This is a genomic window from uncultured Ruegeria sp. (assembly GCF_947497005.1).
Classification (GTDB): Bacteria; Pseudomonadota; Alphaproteobacteria; order Rhodobacterales; family Rhodobacteraceae; genus Ruegeria.
Map to the genome: position 1 here is coordinate 25,984 of NZ_CANMFF010000027.1, position 20,030 is coordinate 46,013.

Below are 20,030 nucleotides of genomic sequence, written 5' to 3' on the forward strand. Positions count from 1 at the left end.
CTTGCCGATTGTCCAAGGCAAAGGCGTTGACGCGCTATCGTTTCGTATTCTTGCCGATCAGCTTGGCGTGACTCCGATGGCAGTGACCTATCACGCTGGCACCAAGAAACAGCTTTTGTCCGATTTGGTAGGACTCGCATTTGCAGGAGTCTTGGAAGGTATAAAAGGGGATACCCCGGTCGAACGGGCTCGAAGCATCATGGCGAAGTACTACGGTTACGCCTTGAAGAACGCCAACCTATTGCGCGCGATCCTTGAGGATGTGGCGTTGATGAGCGCGAACCTGACAGACGTGGCGACGGAGCTGAAGGCCAACACGGATCAGCTTGAAAACAGCGATGGTGGCGATGTTCTTGTTCACCTACTGATTGACTATGCACACGGGTTTGTACTCTCTGCCTCCAGCGGAGCGAACAATCCCCTGACAATAGAAGATTATCTGCGCGGTATCGACTGGATTCTCTGTCGAGCCGCTGGTGAACGCGAGGCCCTGTATTGAAAAAAATATGGGTGCAAGGGGGACACAAAGGAAATGCCTTGGCGACAGAAAAGTCAACACTAGGCTCTATCTTCGCGACAGCAGTGAATGTCCGAAAAGCGGGTTGCGACTGCAGCATCTTGACCCGTTGGCCAACGGCAGGAAAGGGCCGGGAGCGCTGCTCGAAGTTGCGCAGATGGTTGTGCCGCTTCCGAGGACCGTTAGGAGTCTTTGTTTCCCTTTGAAGCGAGCGGCTTAAGCGGGTGCGACGCGCCTAACCGTGCACCGGTGTAGATGGCGCCGATCACAAGGGCAACTCCTGTCATTTGGACCATCGACAGCGTTTCGCCCAGCATCACCCAGGCAAAGGCGATGGAAACCATGGGCTCTGTATTGAACACCAAAGCCACATCTGCAGGCTTGGCATGGATGACTGCCGCCAATTGTGTCACGATACCAATCAGATAGCGTACAACTCAAAACAGACGTTGGTTTGTCTGCTCACTCGCATTGCCACCTATGACAAGAAGCGCCGCAATGCGGCTGGGGGGAAGTCACCTGACACTTTCAGTTATGTTTCGCTTATTTGCAAGTAATGCTGGCAATTGCGAAAGGCGGATGTGGCCGCCTTTCGATAAATTGTACATCAATGCAGGGTTATCTGTTGAGGAACTCCAGCTCATACTTGTCCGCAACATCGGGCAAAGGATGCTCGGTATGAAGCGACTTGACGATGCCGTAGATCATGAACAGTAAGATCACGGCAATTGGCAGCCCTGCGACGATTGACGCCGTCTGGAGCGCACTTAAGCCGCCAGCTAGCATCAGAACTCCAGCAACAACGCCTGCCGTGATCCCCCAGAAAACACGGAACTTGACCGGTGGGTGTTCGTCACCCATCGACAGCATTGTGCACATCACCAACGTCCCTGAGTCAGAAGACGTGACGAACCATGAAATCAGCAGGACCGTGATCAATACGGTGATCGGATAAACCAGCCATGTGTAGCCAAATCCTTTGACGGTTTGGAATACGCCAGCCGCATAGTCGTTGTTAACCGCTTCGACGACGCCTGCGTCATAGAACAGATCAACGCCTGCGGCAGCGCCACCAAAGACCCCCATCCACAGCATCACAACCGATGTCGGAATAAGAAGCACGCAATAGCAGAACTGCTTGATTGTCCGACCTTTGGACACGCGGGCAATGAACAGACCCACAAACGGACACCATGCGATCCACCAGCCCCAATAGAAGATCGTCCACCAGCTCTGCCATTGGTTCTCCGGCTCACCATTGATCCAGAAGCCCATCGGGATCACTGTCCACAAGTAGTCGCCGAAGCCGGATATCGTGATGCCCAGCAAAAACGCTGTCGGCCCCAGGATTACGAAAAGGATCAGCAGGCCAATACTTGCCATAACGTTGGCCTCGGACAGGATGCGCACGCCTTTGCCAACGCCGGAGGCAGCGGAAGCCGTCCCGAGACAGGTAATGATTGCGACAAGGATCAACTGATTTGTTTGGGTGTTTGCCATCCAGCCCAGGTCTTCAAGACCAGCAGCGATCGGCGTCACGCCCAGCCCTAATGAGGTGGCTAGGCCAAATATGGTGCCAAATACTCCGATCAAGTCGACGAGGTGCCCCCAGGGACCATATATCCGCTCCTTGAGCACCGGATAAAGCGCAGTGCGCAGTGTAAGCGGCAACCCATGACGATAAGAAAAATATGCGAGAGATAGTCCTACCAACACATACAAAGCCCAACCGTGGAACCCCCAATGGAAGTTCGTAATTGTAACGGCGGAGACTGCCGCGCCGACCGACCCGGGTTCAATTCCTGCACGATCAAGAAAAGGGCTGCCTTGAATATGGAACATCGGCTCAGCCACGCCCCAATAGATCAGCCCAGATCCCAAGCCCGCACTAAACAGCATGCAGATCCAGGAAAACGTCGAAAAATCGGGCTCATCGTCATCTTTACCCAGTTTAACGTGACCGAACCGACTGATCATCAGCCAAATCACAAAGAACAGTGCTACGTTGACGACCAGTACGTAAAACCAGTCAAGACTGCCGATGATAAAATCCTTGCCAGACGCAAAGATCGCACTTGAAGTTTCCACATCACGGATTGTGAAAAACACAAACCCCAATATCATTACCATTGAAGCGATACCCATCGTTGGGTTCATACCTTTGAACAAGCCGCTATTTGCAACAAGATTTTCAGGTTTCTGTGTCGATTGATCACTCATATTTCACCTCTTAGCCCTGTTGTTTCGGCTTATCGTGTTGAACCTGCAGCACCCTGACGAGTGGATGCTGTTAGCCAGGACTGGAATGCTTCCTCCAGACGTGCGTGGTTGTTTGCCCACCATTCAGCGTCCGACATGATAAATAGATTGTCTTCATACGCCGGGCCGTTCGGAATACGCTCTAAAACGTCATCTGACAGGAGTGCCAACGAAGATTTTCGGGTCGGGCCGTTTGGTAAGTACCCAACCATATCGGCCAGAGAGTTTGAGCTGCTGGCAAAGCGAATGAAATCAAGAGCGCCTTCTTTGTTCTGGCTTCCCTTTGGAATTCCGAACAGGTCTAGTTCGATCACGCGCCCGTCCATGTTGACCGTAAAATCGGCCCCTTCTTCCTGAGCGGCAGTGGCACCCGTAGTCGCCCAGATCGATGACATCGCCACGTCGCCAGAATTCAACAAGCGCACTGGTTCACGACCGGTTTCCCAGAGTTGCAGGCCAGTTTTTATTTCGTCCATCTTATTCAAGGCGCGCTCGACTCCATCCTCGGTTTCCAGCATTGGATAGACATCTTCTCGGGGTACACCATCGGCCATAAGGGCCCATTCCATGATCACTGTCGGATCATTTCGGATCGCGCGTGGCCCAGGATAGGTTTCCGTGTCAAAAAAATCAGTAATTGTTGAGGGTGGCGTGTCTGCAAATTGAGAATTGTTAAATGCGTATGCGGTTCCCCATACAATGACACCAACGCCACAATCATTCAGAGCTCCCTCAACGAAATCGTCGCGAAATGGTGTTCCATCTACTCCGTCAGGCAGAACAATGTCAGAGATATTCTCCAATAAACCTTCATTGCATGCCCGCAGAGAGTCGGCCTGCGTCAGGTCAACCACATCCCAAACCACATTTGCGCTTTCGACCTGATCGCGGATTTCCGAAATGCCACCATTGTAATGTGCAACATGCACTTTGGCGTTGTTGGCCTGTTCATAGGGGCGCACAAACCCAAACATCTGACTTCGCATATAAGGGCCGGTCCAGGATGTGAACGTGATGGTCGGCCCGGGTTCTGGGATCGTGGCGTCACTCTCAGAAGTACTTTGTGCTATCACATTGCTCGCAGAGAGAGACGTAAACAGCACGGCTATCAAAACCTGACAGCCTCTGACTGCGTTTAGCTTACAATTCATTGATAAAGCTCCTCCCTGACCGCTTCCAAGTTTGTTTTAGAACGTCGTTTAGGTCGTCTTCAGGGCTCACGCCCAATCCACTCAGTAACAATAATTCAAAATATCTCAATGATCAGTAATTATCGAAAGCAACGATGGTCAAATGCGACGGTTCTGGAAGTCAGGGCGACAGAAGTGGAGCCGTTGTGGTAGCACTTTAGAGACTGTTGGGGTCCCCATCTGATATTTAGTCAGTCTTCCGCCTGTCGCGACATTTCAATTCGCGTAGGGCCCTGATGACAGGAGCTGGATCAATGACAAAGGAAGAAATATCAAACTATGTCACCAGTATGGTCGATGTTTTTCTGCGGGTGCAACTCCGAAGAAATAATGGCTGTCCATCTGGTGACTGGCGCAGCTGCGATCTTTATATCTGCACCAGACTTCAAGCAGATACGGCATCGGAGTTGCGCCAAAGCGCATCGACGAATGTCCGTAGTGCGAGCTGCAACCGCTGAAATTGAATTACTAAGCGAACGGCCAGATTGGGCCGCTTCGGGAAGCGAATTGCTACTCAAGCAAAAACGAATTGGCCTGTAGCGCAACATCCAATGGACCAAACCATGGTGCATGTGCATCTCCAGGAAGAAGCTGCAGCCGGGCGCCTGGGATCACCCGAGCCAACCATTGCCCGTGATCAACTAGAACGGCGCGATCCTCCTGACGATGCAGCACAAGCGTCGGGACATCGACTTTGGGTGCGTCGCGTTTGGCATCAATCTGCCAACTCAGTTCGAGCATGGAAGCCGCTTGTTCCGGGTTCGCAGCAACGCGTTGCTGGGCTGCAAAACGTTTTCTGTCTTCAGCATCCGCCGATGGTACGAAGATATCTGCAAGGGCGCGCGATCCGACGCCCCAATGCTGCCGGATCAGCGCCAAAAGCATGGCCTGCGATTCCGGAGGTGCCAGATCCTTGCCTGAGCCATAGGCGCCATAAAAACAATTGCGATCAACTTTCGTGGGGTGTACAACGGCGTATCGGATGGCCACAGGCCCGGCAGCCGAGATCGCCAGAAGTGAAAAACGATCGGCGCCAAACGCCGCAACCATATCCTCAAGCAGTGCGACCTCATCCTCTAGCGTCTTGTTTGGATACGCATTACGGCTGAGGCCCGAGCCCGGCCGGTCATAGCGCAACATGCGCAACCCTTTGCCCAGGGTCAGAAAGAACTCTTGGATGTCCAGGTGATCATGCCAGAGATCAGACGCGGTGACCCAAAACGGAGGAATTATGACCAGCGGGCCGTCGCCGTGAACGGCATACCCAATAGAGCGACCCTTACGATCCGCTATATATCCAATCTCGGGCGCGGTTGTGTCAGCCGTCCGTACACCACTAGGGGCTGGCAATGCATTGGACGCGGGCTGTTGAAGATCGCCGGACACCGCGTCCACTTGCCCGTCAAAGCGATACCCAATCTTCGGTAGCGTGCGAATAAACCGCTGTGCGCGACCATTGTCGCCGATTGCCTTTCGCGCGCTCTTGATCCGGCTGGTAATCGCATCATCCGAGATCGCTCGCCCACCCCAGATCTGCGTGATGATCTCGTCTTTGGTGACGGTCCGTCCTTTGGCCCGAACGAGAAGAACCAGCAGGTCAAAGACCTGAGGTTCGATATGCTGTGCGACCTCATCGCGCACCAGCGTGCGGCGGTCGAGGTCCAGAACGCAATCGGAGAACGTGTAGATCACGGGCTTCAAACCTCAGACATCAGTACGGTGGCTCCACGAAAAGCTCTTATGAGACTTGAAAATCCAGCGTTTATTCATTGCTTCTCCAGAACTCCGCCAAGTGCATAGAGTCAAACCCCGACATGGTTTCTGCATCGTCACCTAGCAGAAAGCAAAACCATGTCTTTGTACAATAAACATATCCTTCCTCGAATTGTCGATTGCGGCTGTGGTGGGCGCGCCTTTGAAGGGCAACGCAAACGTATCGTGCCCAAGGCGCAGGGCATCGTTCTGGATTTGGGCATCGGCACGGGGCTGAACATTCCGCTTTACGATGCGGGGCGCGTCACCAAACTCATCGGGTTGGACCCCTGCCAAAGCAGCCTCAGCATGGCGCAGAAACTGGCTGATCAGTCAAGTTTCCCTGTCGAACTGGTTCAGGCCTTTGGCGAGGATGTCCCGCTTGCGGATAGCTGCATCGACACAGTTGTGCTGACCTACACGCTTTGCACGGTTCAGGACGTATCAGCAGTGCTGAGTGAGGTCCGGCGTGTGTTGCGCGCAGATGGCGAGGTGCTGTTTTGTGAACATGTCAGCGCGCCAACGCCTTGGGTTTCGCGCGTGCAGGATTTTGTTCAGCGGCCCTGGGCCTCACTGCTGGGCGGTTGTCAACTGAACCGCCGCGCGGCCACCGCATTGCGCTATGCGAAGTTTCGTGTCGATGCAGACACCTTCAAGCTGGATGGCGTCCCGTTCCCAATCGCGTGGCAATCAACCGGGCACGCGAGGCCGCTGAAGCTAGGCGAGCGCCCTGACCGCTGCCCGACCGGCCCCGATCTTCATCTGTCAATCTAATCCTCAAAAAGGAGTCAGTTTCATGACCAAACATGTATCAGCCGATTATTTTCCCTGCATTGATCGCGGGAATGGAGCACCCATTTTGTTCGCCCACGGTGCGGCCTGCGATCATCGGATCTGGGCACCTCACGTACAGATGCTTTCACAGCGGTACAGATGCATCGCTCCGACCCTACGCTGGTTCGGGCCATCCGAATGGCCAGTAACCACGTTGGAGTTCTGCGAGAAAACCCATGCAGATGATCTTGCCTCCATAATCGAAAGCCATGATTGCGGCCCGGTCTTTGTTGTGGGGTGGTCCTATGGCGCAAATGTCGCCCTGCGCCTGAGCGTCGACAGGCCTGACCTGATATCGGGCGTTGCAGTCTATGAGCCGAGCTCGACGAGCCTGACCAGCAACCCTCTTGATATCGCGATGCATCAATTGAGCATGCTGGAAACATTTCTACCTGTCACAGATGCCGCCGCAAAGGGCAACGGAATCGAAGTGTTGAAGGCCTTTATCAGTGCGGTGGGCGGGCCGGACACATTCGACAAACTCACGCCAGACCTTTGCCAGATCTGTATGGACAATGCGCATACGCTGATCCCTCTGCTCAGCGCCAAGCATCGCTTTGCTTCGGTAACAGCTTCTGAACTTGAAACTCTGCCGATGCCGGTGCACGTGGCGTGGGGTGAGCAATCAGGGGAGGTTTGGACAATCCCAAGCAAAGCTGCCGCGAGTCTCACAAATGTGCGCGGTCACGCTATTGTCGGCGCCGATCACATTTGGCCCGCAAAAGACCCGATGGCCTTCTTGCCCTGGCTGGCCAGCGTGCTTCATCACGGTTCCCGAAAACAAATTTTCTCTGCAGCCGCAGCGAATGTCGGCAACGCGAGCTGCGACCGCAGCATCTGAGACATAGGTCGAGCGACCGGAATGGGCCGTGAATCTATTCGACATCGGCTCGACCAAGTTGTTGAGTTGTTCCATGATTATTGAGCCAGACAACTCTTCGTCCCCCAGCTTGTGGAAAGGCCAGGCACTCCATCTCGCTGGTCTCGTTTTACTTTTGGCAGTCGCTGCCTTCATCTGGTCTTTGATTGGCAAACCCAGCCCACGGGAATTTTGGATCGCTATCGTTTTTCCCATCCTGCATCAAGTTTGGGTATGGGCGGCGTGGCGACTCGAGCTGAGATCATCGGCGATCTGCCGTTCGGTTGGGTTTCCGGCCTTTCTGTGGGTGTTCTTCTTGCTGTTCGCTGGTCGCTTCGTGACGCTAACATGGTTGGCGGTCCTGGACCAAGGTAGCCTGGGCCTGACACCAATGATATTGGGTTCCACTGACATTAATCCTTCTTCTACCTGGGCTTTACGCGATGATTAGTGGGAGGCTTTACTTCGGGATGTCTCGCGCCGCTGGCGGCGAACATTTCGATGAGAGCTATCGCGGCATGCCTTTGGTCAAGGATGGCATTTTCCGTTACACAGACAACGGCATGTATGTGTATGCGTTCCTACTGTTTTGGGCGATTGCGATTGGATTCGACTCTGCGGCCGCACTCGTCGTTGCAGCATTCAGCCACGCTTACATCTGGGTGCACTACTACGCGACGGAAAAACCCGACATGGACTATCTTTATGGCTCGAGGAGCACTTAAATCGAACTCGATTAATGTCCGCTATGAAGGCTGCGACCGCAGCAGTAGCGCGACGGGCTGAGAGTCCGGTTTGGGCCGTGTTCGAGGTTCACAAATTCGAAGGGCAGGGGCCATGCCACGCTGCACCCGACGTCCGATGGGGCCCGGAGCGAACACAATAGCAATGTGACTGCGGCATGGAGTGCTTGCCAAGTGAAAATGTCGGCTGAAACTTCAGTCTGTTACGCGTCAAACAAGATCCGGCGGAAGACGGTCGGGCCGTAATCGGCAATGCCTCGCCTAATCCTTGCTATCTGCTAGGATGCCCAAAGGGGGCGCGAATGGTGGAAGATCTCAAACAGTGGCTGCAGCGGCTTGAACTTGGAAAATATGCCGATTTGCTGGTGGAAAACGAGGTCGCCCTTCTGGATCTTCCCCACGTCACCGAGCAGGATCTGAAAGACCTGGGGTTGCCGCTTGGCCCCCGTCGTCGGTTTCTGGCGAATGCGGCCAAGTTGGTACAACAGAGCCCTGAAGCGTCCGTAGATGAAAGCAGCCCCTCGGTTCCCGCGTCTGATCAATCCGCAGAGCGACGTCAGCTGACCGTGATGTTCGCGGACTTGGTCGGCTCAACATCCCTTTCAGCAGGGCTCGATCCCGAGGAAATGCGGGAAGTGATCCGGGGCTTCCAGAATGCCGTTGCCGGCGAGATCACGCGCCTTGACGGCCACGTGGCCAAGTTTATGGGGGACGGTGCGCTGGCCTATTTCGGCTGGCCAAGAGCACACGAAAATGAAGCTGAACGAGCAGTTCGTGCTGGCATGGCATTGCTTGAGGCCATTGAGCGTCTAAGTGCGCCGGACGGAACGCCGCTGGCAGCAAGGATGGGTATCGCGACCGGCTTGGTTGTGGTTGGCGATCTTGTCGGCGAGGGGTCGGCGCGTGAAGAAGCAGTGGTGGGCGACACACCGAACCTTGCGGCGCGCCTTCAAGCGCTGGCGAAACCGGGTCAAATTGTGGTGGCCGAAACGACAAGTGGGTTACTGGGTGGCCTGTTTGAACTCGAAGACCTGGGCCAGCACGATGTAAAGGGCTTGGCTGCCCCAGTCGCCGCCTATGCCGTGGTCGGTGAACGGACATTGGAGAGCCGATTTGCGGGACGAGATTCGACGAACATGTCAGAGATCGTTGGTCGGGACCAGGAACTGGCGTTGCTGATGGAGCGATGGGAGCAAGCAAGTAAAAGCGAAGGCCAGATGGTCTTGCTGACGGGTGAGGCCGGGATTGGCAAATCGCGTATTACACAAGCCCTGTTCGACGAGGTGCGAGACCAAGATCACACGAAAATCCGCTATCAGTGTTCGCCCTACCACACCGATAGCGCCCTCTATCCAACGATCCAGCAATTACGCCTGTCTGCCGGGTTCGCTGCGCAAGACGACAACGACGCGAGACTCGACAAGCTTGAAACCTTGCTGAGGCAAGGCACGTCAAACACGGCTGCCCACGCACCGTTGATTGCACCTTTGTTGGCACTTGACGCGGAAACGCGCTATGGCGCGTCCAACCTCAGCCCGGAACAATTGCGTTCAAGGCTGCTTCAGGCTTTGATCGATCAGCTCGTGGGGTTAGCAGAGGCTCGGCCTGTTTGCTTCGTGATTGAAGATGCCCACTGGATTGATCCAACAACGCTGGAACTCGTTGAGCTGGCTTTGAATTCGGTCGCAAATTCGCGCATCTTGGTTCTCATGACCGCTCGCCCTACGTTCGAGCATGGCTTTGGCGGTCATCCGGTTGTTACCCGCCTGATGCTAAATCGACTGGGTCGTTCCCAGGTTGCCGACATTGTGGCGCGCGTCGGAGGGGGCAAGTCTCTGCCCGATCCAGTTCTCGACGAGATCGCGGCCAAAACCGACGGTGTGCCGTTGTTCGTCGAAGAAGTTGCCAAAGTGGTTCTGGAGTCCGGCGCATTGCGTGAGGAGGACGGTGCCTATGTGCTGACGGGACCGCTCAGCGCACTGTCCATTCCGGCAACATTGCACGACAGTTTGATGGCGCGCCTGGATCGTTTGCATCCGGTCAAGGAAATCGCTCAGATCGCATCTGTGATCGGCAGGACCTTCGAGTACCAAACGCTTGCTGCTATCACTTCCCACTCGGATGGTGAACTCGCGGCGGCGCTGGATCGCCTGGTGGAAGCGGAACTGTTGTTCCGTCGTGGCACACCCCCAGAAGCCGACTATCTTTTTAAGCATGCGCTGGTGCGTGATGCAGCCTACGAGAGCCTTCTTAAATCACGTCGCCAGGTAATTCATGTCGACCTGCTCTCGGCGCTTGAGGCAAAAGATGACGCACAGCCAGAGATCCTCGCCTACCATGCCGAGCAGGCAGGCGAGACGGAAAAGGCGATCCGGTATTGGGCACAGGCCGGTGACGATGCGTTTGCGCGTCCAGCCCACCGCGAAGCCGTGAACCACTTCGAGAGCGCCTTGCGTCTGGTGCGCGGTGGAATGGACAGCGAGTGCGACAGAGACCGGGAACTAGAGCTACTGCTGCGGCTCAACCATACAAACATGGCTGGGCGCGGCTATGCACATCCCATTACGGTTGACGGTTTTGCCGAGGCGCGCCGCCTGGTCAATTCTATCGGCGATTCACCACACCGGTTCCCGATCTACTATGGCAATTGGGTCATTTCTCACGTCAGCGGCCAACAGGCAAACGCGCTCGAAATTGCCGAGGAAATGTTCGACGCGGCAACGGGTGACCAAAACCCAGACCATTTGTTCATGTCTGCCCGGTCCTTTTATCTCAGCCGAACGATGACCGGTGCCTTTGAAAGTGCAGAGGGAGACTACGAACGAGTGCTTGAACTGTACGACCCGGAACGCGAGTCGGATCTCACGCGGCAGTACGGTCAAAGTCCTCATTTGGGTCTTCGGTGTTACCGTGCGATTGGTCTGGCCGTTCGCGGTTTCCCGACCATGGCATGGGAAGAGATGATCGGAGTTCCTGAGCATTCCGAACAGCTGGGTCATTCAAACACCATCGGTTACGCCTATACCCACTACGGCATGCTGGCGTGGCTGCTTGGCAAGCACGAAACGGCCGAAGAATTCAGCCGCCGGGCGATCCAGGTGGCGGAAGAGCATGGGTTAGTGATGTGGAAGGGGATCGCAATGCTGGTTCTTGCGGCTGTATTGCCGTCAAGGGGCCAACCGGAAGAAGCCATCGATCTGATGGAAGAAGGCATGGCTCGATGCGAAGAATCAAACACGCATGTTTATGTGCCTTTCCTCTATTCCCATCATGTCGGCAATTTGTTGGCCGTGAACCGGTATGAGCATGCGGTAAAGGCGCGGGACAAAGTCATTACCATGACCGATCAAGGTTCAGAACGGTGGGCCAACGCCGAGATTTTTCGGATGCTCGGAGACTCTGAACGGGCCGGTTTAGGCGGAAATATCCTTGCCAGGAAGTTGTATCTCCAGGCGCTCGGTATTGCCCGGAAGCAGAATGCCAAACTGTGGGAGTTGCGCACCTCGGTTGGGCTTGCACGCCTGATGCGAGACGAGGGTGAAACCAGCCACGCTCAGGTGTTGCTGGCCCCGATTTATGCCTGGTTCAGCGAGGGACAAGACACCCCGGATCTCACCGAGGCAAAACGGCTTCTGGATGAGTTCTCCTAACTCCGTGGCAACGGCGACACAGCCATGAACGCATCCAGCATAAATCCATTGCAGGAGCCGGAAGTGTCTCTGTGATGGTTTGCGCCCGATGTTGCAAAGGTAGTCCGTAGGGAGAAAGCTCTGCCGGAATACATCGCTGCAAACAATGATCGCCCATCCCCGAAATGAATGTACGCTGTCGGGCTATAACGTAATTGGTCCGGGCCTCAGTAAAGGTCTTAATCTGCGGCATTACGTAGTAATTTGAGCCCCCAATCACTATATTAGTTTTAGCTGCAATTGGTTTTCGCGCTCATCCTGGGCATGAAAGTGTTGCGGACAATCAAAGGATCGAAAGCATGTCTTTCAAAGACCTGACGACCAGAGCGGATGCCGCGCTGAAGGCCAATCATGCGGACAAGCCGAAAAAAGAACTGGCTCCCGAGGAACCTGACGTCGGCCCCGAAGAACCAAAGCCCAAGCGTCAAAGTTCATAAGACCCTGCCGGGAGTGGGTGACTTGTCCTTGAATACGTCTCCGAACGAGCGGTATCAGCTAAGGAGACGTACGCAAATGGACCAGATTACCAGTAAGACCACCGCAATCTTCTCCCGACCGTTCACATTCCCGGGCTTTGACGAAATGCTCCCGGCTGGTGAGTACGAAATAGAAACTGAGCTTTCTGCACCGCCCGACTATTTGGATCCAGAAGCCTGGAAAGCCTCGGTATTGGTTTACCTGCACCCCCGTGAAACCCATCCCGGGTTGGCGCGAACCTTGACCGTTTCTCTGGCTGATCTCGACAGTGCACGTGTACAGGACAAATTGACCAAGAAAGAGTTGTCGAAGTTTTTACTTGATCAACTTCTGGCCGATCCGATGGTGCAACTGATCATGGAAGCTGATGGTGTGTCCGAGACTCGACTTCGACACCTTTACTCGAGATCGGATATTTCAGAGTCGCCCAGCGGATCACGGGATTAAGGAGCCAAACGCTCAAAATGCGGATGCGACTTCCAAGACGCCCTCGCAGTCCAAATAGCTGAGAATGAAGAAATGCCTGTCCGTACCGCTAATCGCTCCTCGAATTGCAGGCGGCCCCTCTCGTTCGTTTGAACCTGGCATTTCCGGCACGATCTCCAAGCAACGGGAGAGCTTTTTTCTCAACTCTTTCTTAAGGGGTAACTGAGTGACCCAAACTGAAACCAAGGTTATAAACTGATGAAAGAAGCCGACAACGATACAGAAGCGATCTTGGAACGCGCCCTAAATGACGTGCCGCAGGAACGCGCATGCCTACGTTGCAGAACTCCGTTCTGGAGCGAAGGGTTCGGAGAGCGGATTTGTCGGCGCTGCAAAGGGCTGAGCGCGTGGCGAAACGGTGTGTCGGTTAGACCTGGGTTAACTCGGCGTCGTTAATTTCTGACAACAGTGCAACCGCCCAAGCTTGATCATATTTCAGGCGATGCTATTGGTGTATAAGACCTCTTCACCCTGATTTTCCGTACCAGCCCATCGGTTAGCTTAATCTTTTCAAGATCGTGCAACTCTTCGGGGGATCAAGGCTTGTTTGATGCTCCCCAGCAGCCCATCTATACTGGGCTAACGTTTTTCTTTTTCGACCTGCTGTCTCCCAAAATCGGCGTTCAGTCTTTCGATTCAGACCGACCACGCCGAGCCGTCGCAATAGTGCGGGCGGCTGTTATTAGGAGACTTACACCATGGCAAATGGCACCGTGAAATGGTTCAACTCAACCAAAGGTTTCGGCTTCATTGAACCGGAAAATGGCAAGAACGACGTATTCGTACATATTTCGGCGCTTGAGCGGTCCGGCATTGGTGAACTTCAAGATGGCCAGAAGGTCACTTTTGATTTGGAATCTGGTCGTGACGGGCGCGATAACGCCGCTAACTTGGCGCTGGCCTAAACGTTTTATGGGCACCCTTATGGGTGCCCGTTTGGACATTTAAGTCCGATGAGAGATCGGAGGGCCACCAGGTTGCAACCTCAGGATTGGACTAGAGTTCTCGCGCAATACCGCGCACCGAACACCGGACGCAGTGTCTTCGAATTGACAATCACTGTTATACCTTTTGTTGTGTTATGGATCGCTGCGTGGCATGCATTGTCCATTAGCGTCTGGATCTCCACTTCGCTGGCAATATTGAATGCCGCCTTCCTGGTCCGCTTGTTCATAATCATGCACGATTGCGGTCATGGGGCGTTTTTCAAAAGCCGTGTACTTTGCAATTGGACAGGCCGGTTTCTGGGTGTTCTGGCGCTCACACCATATGATGTCTGGCGCCAAACCCATGCAATTCACCATTCTTCAACCGGTAATCTGGATCGGCGCGGTATCGGAGACTTACCAACCTTGACTGTCGACGAATATGTGAACCGCAAGTGGATCGGACGCGCCTTGTATCGCTTGGTTCGACACCCATTGTTCATGTTTGGCGTCGTCCCAATCTATACGTTTTTTATCCTATATCGGCTGCCCGTCGGATTAATGCATGCTGGCTGGCAATATTGGCTAAGCGCAATGGCGACAAACGTTGTGATAGCTACTGTTTTGGGTGGAGTCTATTGGGTCGGAGGTGTGGATGCACTGTTGTTTGTGTTTCTCCCCACTATGATTTTAGCTGCTTCAATCGGTGTCTGGCTTTTCTACATCCAGCATCAATTCGAGCACACAACCTGGGAACACGAAGAGCAGTGGAAACTACAGCATGCAGCATTCTATGGCAGCTCTCACTATGCCCTACCTGGTCCTCTACGCTGGTTCACTGCGAATATAGGTGTGCACCATGTTCATCACATGGCCAGCCGGATACCTTTTTACAGACTTGATGAAGTGCTGCGCGATCATGGTGAACTCGCCGAATGTCAGCGCATTACACTCTATGAAAGCCTGCACTGTGCGCGGCTGCACCTTTGGGACGAAAGCCGTCAACGCCTGCTGACATTTTCTGAGGCGTTATCGCACGCCAAAACTGCATAACTTTCAATGTAGTCTGGCGCGCACGAGGTATGCTTCGATTGTATCCTCACCAAGGGCTCGAACGGCCTTTAGACGGTGGAGATCAGTCAGAGCCCTCATTACCTGTTCTTTGTGATGCAACGAATGTCGGCTTCAGAGTGGCATGCTAAAGAGGCTACATAAGTGGTCACGAATTTGCCGATACACAAGGCGAATGCCAGATTGAATCCAGTTCTTTCATCGACATCCGGGGCCTTGGAAAAAGCGTTAGGCCCACGAACGTTGTAATACCGTCGCCAAGTGGTTATGTTAAGTCCACTAAAGTTCTGGTTTTCTGCGGCCTAGGCGTATCGCCTGCTAGAGTGAACTAAGTTCTTCCATCATGAAAATTCAGCTGTCACGTCCTCTACTTGGATCTGATGTTTGGGAAGGTTGCCGATGTTTTCGCGCACGACCACATCGCGTGTGACGTTTTTGATCCGTTGTGGTGATGAGACGCACCGAAGGCTTGCCAAAGAACCACAACGCAACCGTTGATCAAATGAAATTTCAGTAGCTCGAACTGCGCCTATCGGTCATCGCGCCTTGGGAATGGCCCTGGCGCGAGACCAAGATTGCGCAAAAAGACACAAAACAGCGCGGCAGCGCTTTCTCCGCCAGAGGATCTAAAATGACATTTCCAGAATGGACGAAACCAGGCATCTACGGTGCTTTGTGTGGTGCGATTGCGGTCTCAATCCTTGGCTTTACCTGGGGCGGGTGGACAACCAGCGGTGGCGCTCAAGAATTGGCTAAGGATCATGCAAGCGAAGAAGTGACGCTCGCGATGGTGCCGGTTTGCCTGAACAGGTCAGCTGCTGACCCCAAGCGAGAAGAAATCATCTTAACCCTCCAAGAGGCCTCTGGCTTCAGTCGCCGCAAGGCTATGATGGATACGGGTTGGGCTACGCTGCCGGGGTCGGAAACGCCAAGCCGTGACCTTGCAGATGCCTGTATCGCGGGGCTTGAGCTGGATGGATCATAACTCAAAGGCAATGCCGCAACTCTGTCGGACGATTTGGGAAGCACATCTGTCACCAGGCATTCAGATGATTGCGGCTCTGATTGTGCTCCCAATCTGTGCTCTGCTTCTGTCTTCAACGCCTGCATATGCTCAATCCACATCGCAACCTGTGCCTGAAAATGCCACTGCAAAGAGCTACGGTGACGGCTGGAAATGTAACGCCGGGTATAGGCTGAGTGGCGATGTCTGCGCCGTTGTCATAGTGCCAGCAAATGCGTATCCGACCAACCGCACCTATGGTTCTGGTTGGGAATGTCTTCATGGTTTTCGCAAGAACGATGATACCGCCTGTGTTGCGGTAACTGTACCCGATGGTGGGTTTCTTGATCCATCAGGTGAGCGCTGGCATTGCTCTCGCGGTTTTCAAAAAATCGACGACACGTGCCAAGAAATTGTCGTGCCCGCAAACGCCTACCTGGCAGCTACGACCTATGGGCCCGCGTGGGAATGCAAACGTGGGTTTGAAGCATTGGACGACCTTTGCGTTGCCATTGTAGTCCCGACCAACGCTTATCTGAATTCATCAGGATACGGCCGACCCTGGACATGTGAACGTGGATACTTTGCACAGGATGGATTATGCGCGCCCGTTGTGATCCCTGAACATGCCTACTTCGACGATGCAACTTACGGCACGGGATGGAAGTGCGAGCGGGGATACGCAGCCTCAGGTGTGAGCTGTGAAGTAATAGACCTTCCTGCGAATGCCCATCTCGACAGGTCCGGAAACCGTTGGGACTGCAACAAGAATTTCAAGTTGTCTAAAGGTCTGTGCGTTCTCGATAACTGAGCGCGCGGCACGATATTCTCGACTTCATTACCCGATGGTGACGGCAGCGTTGCCTTCGGCGTCGACCACATAAAGGAAACATCATGAAAACCGACTTTAACGCGGCAAACACTATCCGTCGTCCCGTCAGTGGTGCACAAGCGCCGCCATTGACCAGCGATGAACCCGTAAGATCAACCTCTGCCACTCAGATCGTCTTGCCGCCAACTGCGATTGTCTATTGCCAAGGTAACTTCGCCAACATCGATGGAAAAACTGCAAATGGCCTCGTTCGTCATTCAGAGGCCTACAGGATTCAGTCTGTCATCGATAACAACTACGACGGTGAAGACAGCGGGCGGGTTCTTGACGGTACAGTAAACCACATTCCGGTCTTCAGCAGTCTGGACGCTGCTGTTGCCCATGAAGCCGAGATCCCCAACGCCTTTATTTACGGGATGGCGCCATCTACAGGGAGACTCTCATCGACAGATCGCGACGTTGTTCTCGGCGCGATATCACTTGGTATGAACATCGTCAGTGGATTGCATGAATATCTGAGCGATGACCCTGAGATCGCGTCTTTTGCGGCCGAACGCAAAGTCACCATCCGAGATATTCGAAAACCTAAACCCAGCAAGGATATGCGTCTGTTCGACGGGAGTATTGCAGGTGTGAAAGCGCTGCGCATAGCGGTTCTTGGAACCGATTGCGCCATTGGAAAACGGACAACAGCGACCGTCTTGGCCCGCGCCTTGAACGCGAGAGGCATCAAGACTGTTCTTGTTGGTACGGGCCAGACGGGTTTGATGCAGGGCGCAAAACATGGTGTAGCAATGGATGCCGTACCGCCGCAGTTCTGCTGCGGTGAGCTTGAAGGTGCGATTGTTGACGCTTCCGAGGCTGAACAACCCGACGTCATATTAATCGAAGGTCAAGGGGCGTTGAGTCATCCAGCGTTCTGCACATCCGCCTTTATCCTGCGGGGCAGCCAGCCGGACGCCGTGATCCTTCAACACGCTCCAAAGCGCGCACATCGCTGTGATTTTCCCAATATGCCAATGCCCAAGCCTGCAAGTGAGATTGCCCTCATCGAAGCGTTTGCTGACACAAAAGTCATCGGCATCACGCTCAATCACGAGGGGATGTCTGAGGCCGAAATTACCGACACTATCGCCGCACAGTCACAAATACTCGGGCTGCCCGTAACGGATGTACTTAGCCGGCCGGCATCGCATTTGATTGCAATGGTTGTCGCCGCCTATCCTGGATTGCATCAATCCACGCCTGTGGCTGCGATATGAGTACACCCCGCATTGAGGTGCATCTGAGCAAGATACGCCATAATGCAAAGACTGTGATCGGGCGCCTCAAGACTCGCGGAATCAGCGTCACCGGTGTGACCAAAGCAGTGTGCGGGCATCCAACCATCGCTCGGGCCATGCTGGATGGTGGCGCTGCGGGGCTTGCAGAAGCGCGTCTTAGCAACGTGCGGAAGTTACGCAATGCGGGCATGACATGCCCGATCACCTTGATCCGTACACCAACGCTGAGCCAGGTCGATCAGGTCGTCCAGTACTGTGAGGTAAGCTACAACACAGAGATCTTCGTGATTACCGCTCTGGCCGCCGCAGCGATCCGGAAAGACTGCATTCACGGAATTATCCTGATGGTTGAGATGGGCGATCTGCGCGAAGGGATCATGCCAAAATACCTCGGCTCAATTGCACAGCAAGTGGTGGATATGCCAGGTGTCGCGCTGAAGGGCATCGGAGCGAATTTCGCTTGTCTGAGTGGAATTGCCCCGAATGCCGCAGACATGGGCGCCTTGTCTGCCCTGGCGAATGACACAGAGGGGCAGTGTGGTCCCTTCCTTCAGACGGTATCTGGCGGTAACTCGGCCAACCTTCCTTGGGCCCTGGGTGGACACCCAGCTGGGCGCATCAACGATTTAAGGCTGGGGGAAGCAATACTTCTGGGCGTTGATCCGGTATCCGGAGATCAGATAGGTGGGATGTATACGGATGCCTTTACGCTTGTCGCCGAGGTCATTGAAACAGGGTCCAAACCTGCAACTCACCCTCAGAGTATCTGCGACCCGGTATTCAAAAGACTTCACCTTGTCCCAAAAAGCGGACAAAGCACACAACTAATCCTCGCCATTGGTCAGCAAGATACGGACGTTTTTGGGCTTTCTATGCCCCCTGGAAATAGACTCATCGGTGCAACAAGCGATCATCTTGTCGTCGGCACTTACAATTCGACGCAGAGCGTGGGAACGGAAATGAGATTCCAAATGAACTATAGTGCGTTGATGAAAGCTATGTCTGCTCCTGACGTTCAGACAAAACTGCTCCGTGGCAGTCCTTCACGACACGCGCGTGTCTCTCAAGGACCAGGCAATCACCTGGCATCAATTTGAAATACTTAACTGATAAATGCGCCGTTGGAAACGGATAGGAGAATAACCATTGGCAAAGCCGAAAAAAGCAACTCTCTTCAATGCACACGTTCCCATGGCGGAAACGCCGATGGAAAAAACAACGCGAGTCGTTCGGGAAATGGTCAACGAAGAAGCAGAGCAAAGACAGATCAAGAACGCTCGGCTTCGCAAAACTCGGCTCGAAAGGGATGCGAAGACACCATCTGAAGCCAGTCCGCCGAAGCCCGTCAAAAATCGGTGACAAGAACGTTGGCCCTCCTCTCCACGCGACTTGATTGAGCGAAACACAAACAAAGTGGCTAGCGAGCACTGTTTATCTCATGCATCAGTAGCGCCCGTACTCGTTTCAAGGATTTTGTCATGACACTCTCAGATGAGAGCTCAAAAAAAGTTCACTATATCTGCCAGACATATGTCGAACAGAAGCCAGGACGCGGAGGGCAAGGAAGCCTGAAAATTGGCAAACAATTTGAATACTCCACGGCAGCGGAGGCACAAAACAGAGCAGAAAGAGAAGCGCAATCCGACGATTGCGCTGGCGCCGATGCCTACATGGTCAGTGAGGATCCGAACAGTGGCGAAGTCGGGTCGCCAAGTTTCCTCATTCGGCTTGGCAACGTCCCGGAATTTGACGAGTTTTAGATATCTATCTGGCTTTAGCTTTACACTCTAATTGCACCTCGAATGCGGCACGACCTCGACCGAAAGCTCTTTTATTTGTTTCCAGCAGAATAGATTGTTTTGGGTGTGAGTTTTGCCGAGAAACTGGGCCATGAACACCCAAAAAGCAATCATTGGTGCAAGCGTTGCAAATGCTAACTTTGTCGGTATTGTGCGAATTTGGCTGGCCTGAGGTTTTGCGTTTGCAGCGAACGGCAGGTTCGACGGGCCGCGCTGCAGCATGACAAACTGCGGGTGAATGTCTTGTGTGGGTGGCGCCTGCATTGCAAGTGTTTTCTGCGTTGATGGCGGCGGTCCGTCAGTACCGTCG

The 20,030-nt window shown here is 53.9% G+C and carries 21 protein-coding genes; 16 read left to right on the forward strand and 5 right to left on the reverse strand.

The genetic code is table 11. The annotated features are described in order from the left end of the window. Position 1: 1 nt before the first annotated feature. On the forward strand, positions 2-499 hold the full coding sequence (locus Q0816_RS23530) for a TetR/AcrR family transcriptional regulator (RefSeq protein WP_367180581.1): 498 nt from the start codon (positions 2-4) through the stop codon (positions 497-499). 200 nt (positions 500-699) lie between these two features. On the opposite strand, the gene Q0816_RS23535 is transcribed toward Q0816_RS23530, so the two are convergent. The 3 genes from Q0816_RS23535 to Q0816_RS23545 all read right to left on the reverse strand — a co-directional run bounded on the left by Q0816_RS23535 (position 700) and on the right by Q0816_RS23545 (position 3,927). Then, positions 700-942, reverse strand: coding sequence for an EamA family transporter (locus Q0816_RS23535; protein ID WP_367180585.1), 243 nt, complete (start codon positions 940-942; stop codon positions 700-702). A gap of 193 nt (positions 943-1,135) precedes the next feature. After that, entirely contained in the window at positions 1,136-2,737 is a 1,602-nt protein-coding gene (locus Q0816_RS23540; RefSeq protein WP_298855288.1) for a BCCT family transporter, read from the reverse strand. Between the two features lie 29 nt (positions 2,738-2,766). Beyond that, positions 2,767-3,927 (reverse strand): extracellular solute-binding protein, encoded by a 1,161-nt coding sequence (locus tag Q0816_RS23545; protein ID WP_298855290.1) that lies wholly within the window; start codon positions 3,925-3,927, stop codon positions 2,767-2,769. Positions 3,928-4,220: 293 nt separating this feature from the next. Here Q0816_RS23545 and Q0816_RS23550 point away from each other — a divergent pair, with 293 nt between their 5' ends. Next, entirely contained in the window at positions 4,221-4,424 is a 204-nt protein-coding gene (locus Q0816_RS23550; RefSeq protein ID WP_298855292.1) for a hypothetical protein, read from the forward strand. Between the two features lie 52 nt (positions 4,425-4,476). Here the strand turns inward: Q0816_RS23550 and Q0816_RS23555 are convergent, their stop codons facing one another. Further along, complete coding sequence (locus Q0816_RS23555; protein ID WP_298855294.1) at positions 4,477-5,658, reverse strand: winged helix-turn-helix domain-containing protein; 1,182 nt, start codon at positions 5,656-5,658, stop codon at positions 4,477-4,479. Between the two features lie 159 nt (positions 5,659-5,817). Between Q0816_RS23555 and Q0816_RS23560 the strand changes: the two genes are divergently transcribed. From Q0816_RS23560 to Q0816_RS23625, 14 genes are all read left to right on the forward strand, one after another. Beyond that, the gene (locus Q0816_RS23560) at positions 5,818-6,492 is read left to right on the forward strand and encodes a class I SAM-dependent methyltransferase (protein WP_298855296.1); all 675 of its coding nucleotides are present in this window, start codon (positions 5,818-5,820) and stop codon (positions 6,490-6,492) included. Between the two features lie 22 nt (positions 6,493-6,514). Next, entirely contained in the window at positions 6,515-7,393 is an 879-nt protein-coding gene (locus Q0816_RS23565; protein ID WP_298855297.1) for an alpha/beta hydrolase, read from the forward strand. 28 nt (positions 7,394-7,421) lie between these two features. Then, the gene (locus Q0816_RS23570) at positions 7,422-7,862 is read left to right on the forward strand and encodes a hypothetical protein (RefSeq protein ID WP_298855299.1); all 441 of its coding nucleotides are present in this window, start codon (positions 7,422-7,424) and stop codon (positions 7,860-7,862) included. 19 nt (positions 7,863-7,881) lie between these two features. Then, positions 7,882-8,136, forward strand: coding sequence for a methyltransferase (locus Q0816_RS23575; RefSeq protein ID WP_298855301.1), 255 nt, complete (start codon positions 7,882-7,884; stop codon positions 8,134-8,136). A 320-nt stretch (positions 8,137-8,456) separates the two neighbouring features. Then, positions 8,457-11,804: an adenylate/guanylate cyclase domain-containing protein gene (locus Q0816_RS23580; protein ID WP_298855304.1), complete on the forward strand. Its 3,348-nt coding sequence runs from the start codon at positions 8,457-8,459 to the stop codon at positions 11,802-11,804. A gap of 338 nt (positions 11,805-12,142) precedes the next feature. Beyond that, entirely contained in the window at positions 12,143-12,280 is a 138-nt protein-coding gene (locus tag Q0816_RS23585) for a hypothetical protein (protein ID WP_298855306.1), read from the forward strand. Between the two features lie 76 nt (positions 12,281-12,356). After that, on the forward strand, positions 12,357-12,767 hold the full coding sequence (locus Q0816_RS23590; protein WP_298855309.1) for a hypothetical protein: 411 nt from the start codon (positions 12,357-12,359) through the stop codon (positions 12,765-12,767). A 737-nt stretch (positions 12,768-13,504) separates the two neighbouring features. Continuing rightward, the gene (locus Q0816_RS23595; RefSeq protein ID WP_298855312.1) at positions 13,505-13,711 is read left to right on the forward strand and encodes a cold-shock protein; all 207 of its coding nucleotides are present in this window, start codon (positions 13,505-13,507) and stop codon (positions 13,709-13,711) included. Positions 13,712-13,759: 48 nt separating this feature from the next. Next, entirely contained in the window at positions 13,760-14,785 is a 1,026-nt protein-coding gene (locus Q0816_RS23600; RefSeq protein WP_298855314.1) for a fatty acid desaturase, read from the forward strand. 649 nt (positions 14,786-15,434) lie between these two features. Then, entirely contained in the window at positions 15,435-15,788 is a 354-nt protein-coding gene (locus Q0816_RS23605) for a hypothetical protein (protein ID WP_298855316.1), read from the forward strand. Between the two features lie 912 nt (positions 15,789-16,700). Next, the gene (locus Q0816_RS23610) at positions 16,701-17,900 is read left to right on the forward strand and encodes a DUF1611 domain-containing protein (protein WP_298855318.1); all 1,200 of its coding nucleotides are present in this window, start codon (positions 16,701-16,703) and stop codon (positions 17,898-17,900) included. Continuing rightward, positions 17,897-19,018 carry an alanine/ornithine racemase family PLP-dependent enzyme gene (locus Q0816_RS23615; protein ID WP_298855320.1) on the forward strand — a complete coding sequence of 374 codons (1,122 nt, stop codon included), beginning with the start codon at positions 17,897-17,899 and terminating at the stop codon, positions 19,016-19,018. The genes Q0816_RS23610 and Q0816_RS23615 overlap by 4 nt, the downstream gene beginning before the upstream one ends. Positions 19,019-19,067: 49 nt before the next feature. Then, complete coding sequence (locus Q0816_RS23620) at positions 19,068-19,280, forward strand: hypothetical protein (RefSeq protein ID WP_298855321.1); 213 nt, start codon at positions 19,068-19,070, stop codon at positions 19,278-19,280. A 119-nt stretch (positions 19,281-19,399) separates the two neighbouring features. Continuing rightward, positions 19,400-19,681 carry a hypothetical protein gene (locus Q0816_RS23625; RefSeq protein ID WP_298855324.1) on the forward strand — a complete coding sequence of 94 codons (282 nt, stop codon included), beginning with the start codon at positions 19,400-19,402 and terminating at the stop codon, positions 19,679-19,681. Between the two features lie 27 nt (positions 19,682-19,708). On the opposite strand, the gene Q0816_RS23630 is transcribed toward Q0816_RS23625, so the two are convergent. Beyond that, positions 19,709-20,030, reverse strand: a 322-nt coding sequence (locus Q0816_RS23630; RefSeq protein ID WP_298855327.1) for a hypothetical protein, incomplete at its 5' end; no start/stop codon positions are given.

Coding starts and splice junctions, on each gene's coding strand:
- Q0816_RS23600 (WP_298855314.1), top strand. CDS start 13,760: ATGAGAGATCGGAGGGCCACCAGGTTGCAACCTCAGGATTGGACTAGA.
- Q0816_RS23625 (WP_298855324.1), top strand. CDS start 19,400: ATGACACTCTCAGATGAGAGCTCAAAAAAAGTTCACTATATCTGCCAG.
- Q0816_RS23545 (WP_298855290.1), bottom strand. CDS start 3,927: ATGAATTGTAAGCTAAACGCAGTCAGAGGCTGTCAGGTTTTGATAGCC.
- Q0816_RS23595 (WP_298855312.1), top strand. CDS start 13,505: ATGGCAAATGGCACCGTGAAATGGTTCAACTCAACCAAAGGTTTCGGC.
- Q0816_RS23615 (WP_298855320.1), top strand. CDS start 17,897: ATGAGTACACCCCGCATTGAGGTGCATCTGAGCAAGATACGCCATAAT.
- Q0816_RS23575 (WP_298855301.1), top strand. CDS start 7,882: ATGTCTCGCGCCGCTGGCGGCGAACATTTCGATGAGAGCTATCGCGGC.
- Q0816_RS23590 (WP_298855309.1), top strand. CDS start 12,357: ATGGACCAGATTACCAGTAAGACCACCGCAATCTTCTCCCGACCGTTC.
- Q0816_RS23565 (WP_298855297.1), top strand. CDS start 6,515: ATGACCAAACATGTATCAGCCGATTATTTTCCCTGCATTGATCGCGGG.
- Q0816_RS23550 (WP_298855292.1), top strand. CDS start 4,221: ATGACAAAGGAAGAAATATCAAACTATGTCACCAGTATGGTCGATGTT.
- Q0816_RS23540 (WP_298855288.1), bottom strand. CDS start 2,737: ATGAGTGATCAATCGACACAGAAACCTGAAAATCTTGTTGCAAATAGC.
- Q0816_RS23610 (WP_298855318.1), top strand. CDS start 16,701: ATGAAAACCGACTTTAACGCGGCAAACACTATCCGTCGTCCCGTCAGT.
- Q0816_RS23560 (WP_298855296.1), top strand. CDS start 5,818: ATGTCTTTGTACAATAAACATATCCTTCCTCGAATTGTCGATTGCGGC.
- Q0816_RS23580 (WP_298855304.1), top strand. CDS start 8,457: ATGGTGGAAGATCTCAAACAGTGGCTGCAGCGGCTTGAACTTGGAAAA.
- Q0816_RS23585 (WP_298855306.1), top strand. CDS start 12,143: ATGTCTTTCAAAGACCTGACGACCAGAGCGGATGCCGCGCTGAAGGCC.
- Q0816_RS23605 (WP_298855316.1), top strand. CDS start 15,435: ATGACATTTCCAGAATGGACGAAACCAGGCATCTACGGTGCTTTGTGT.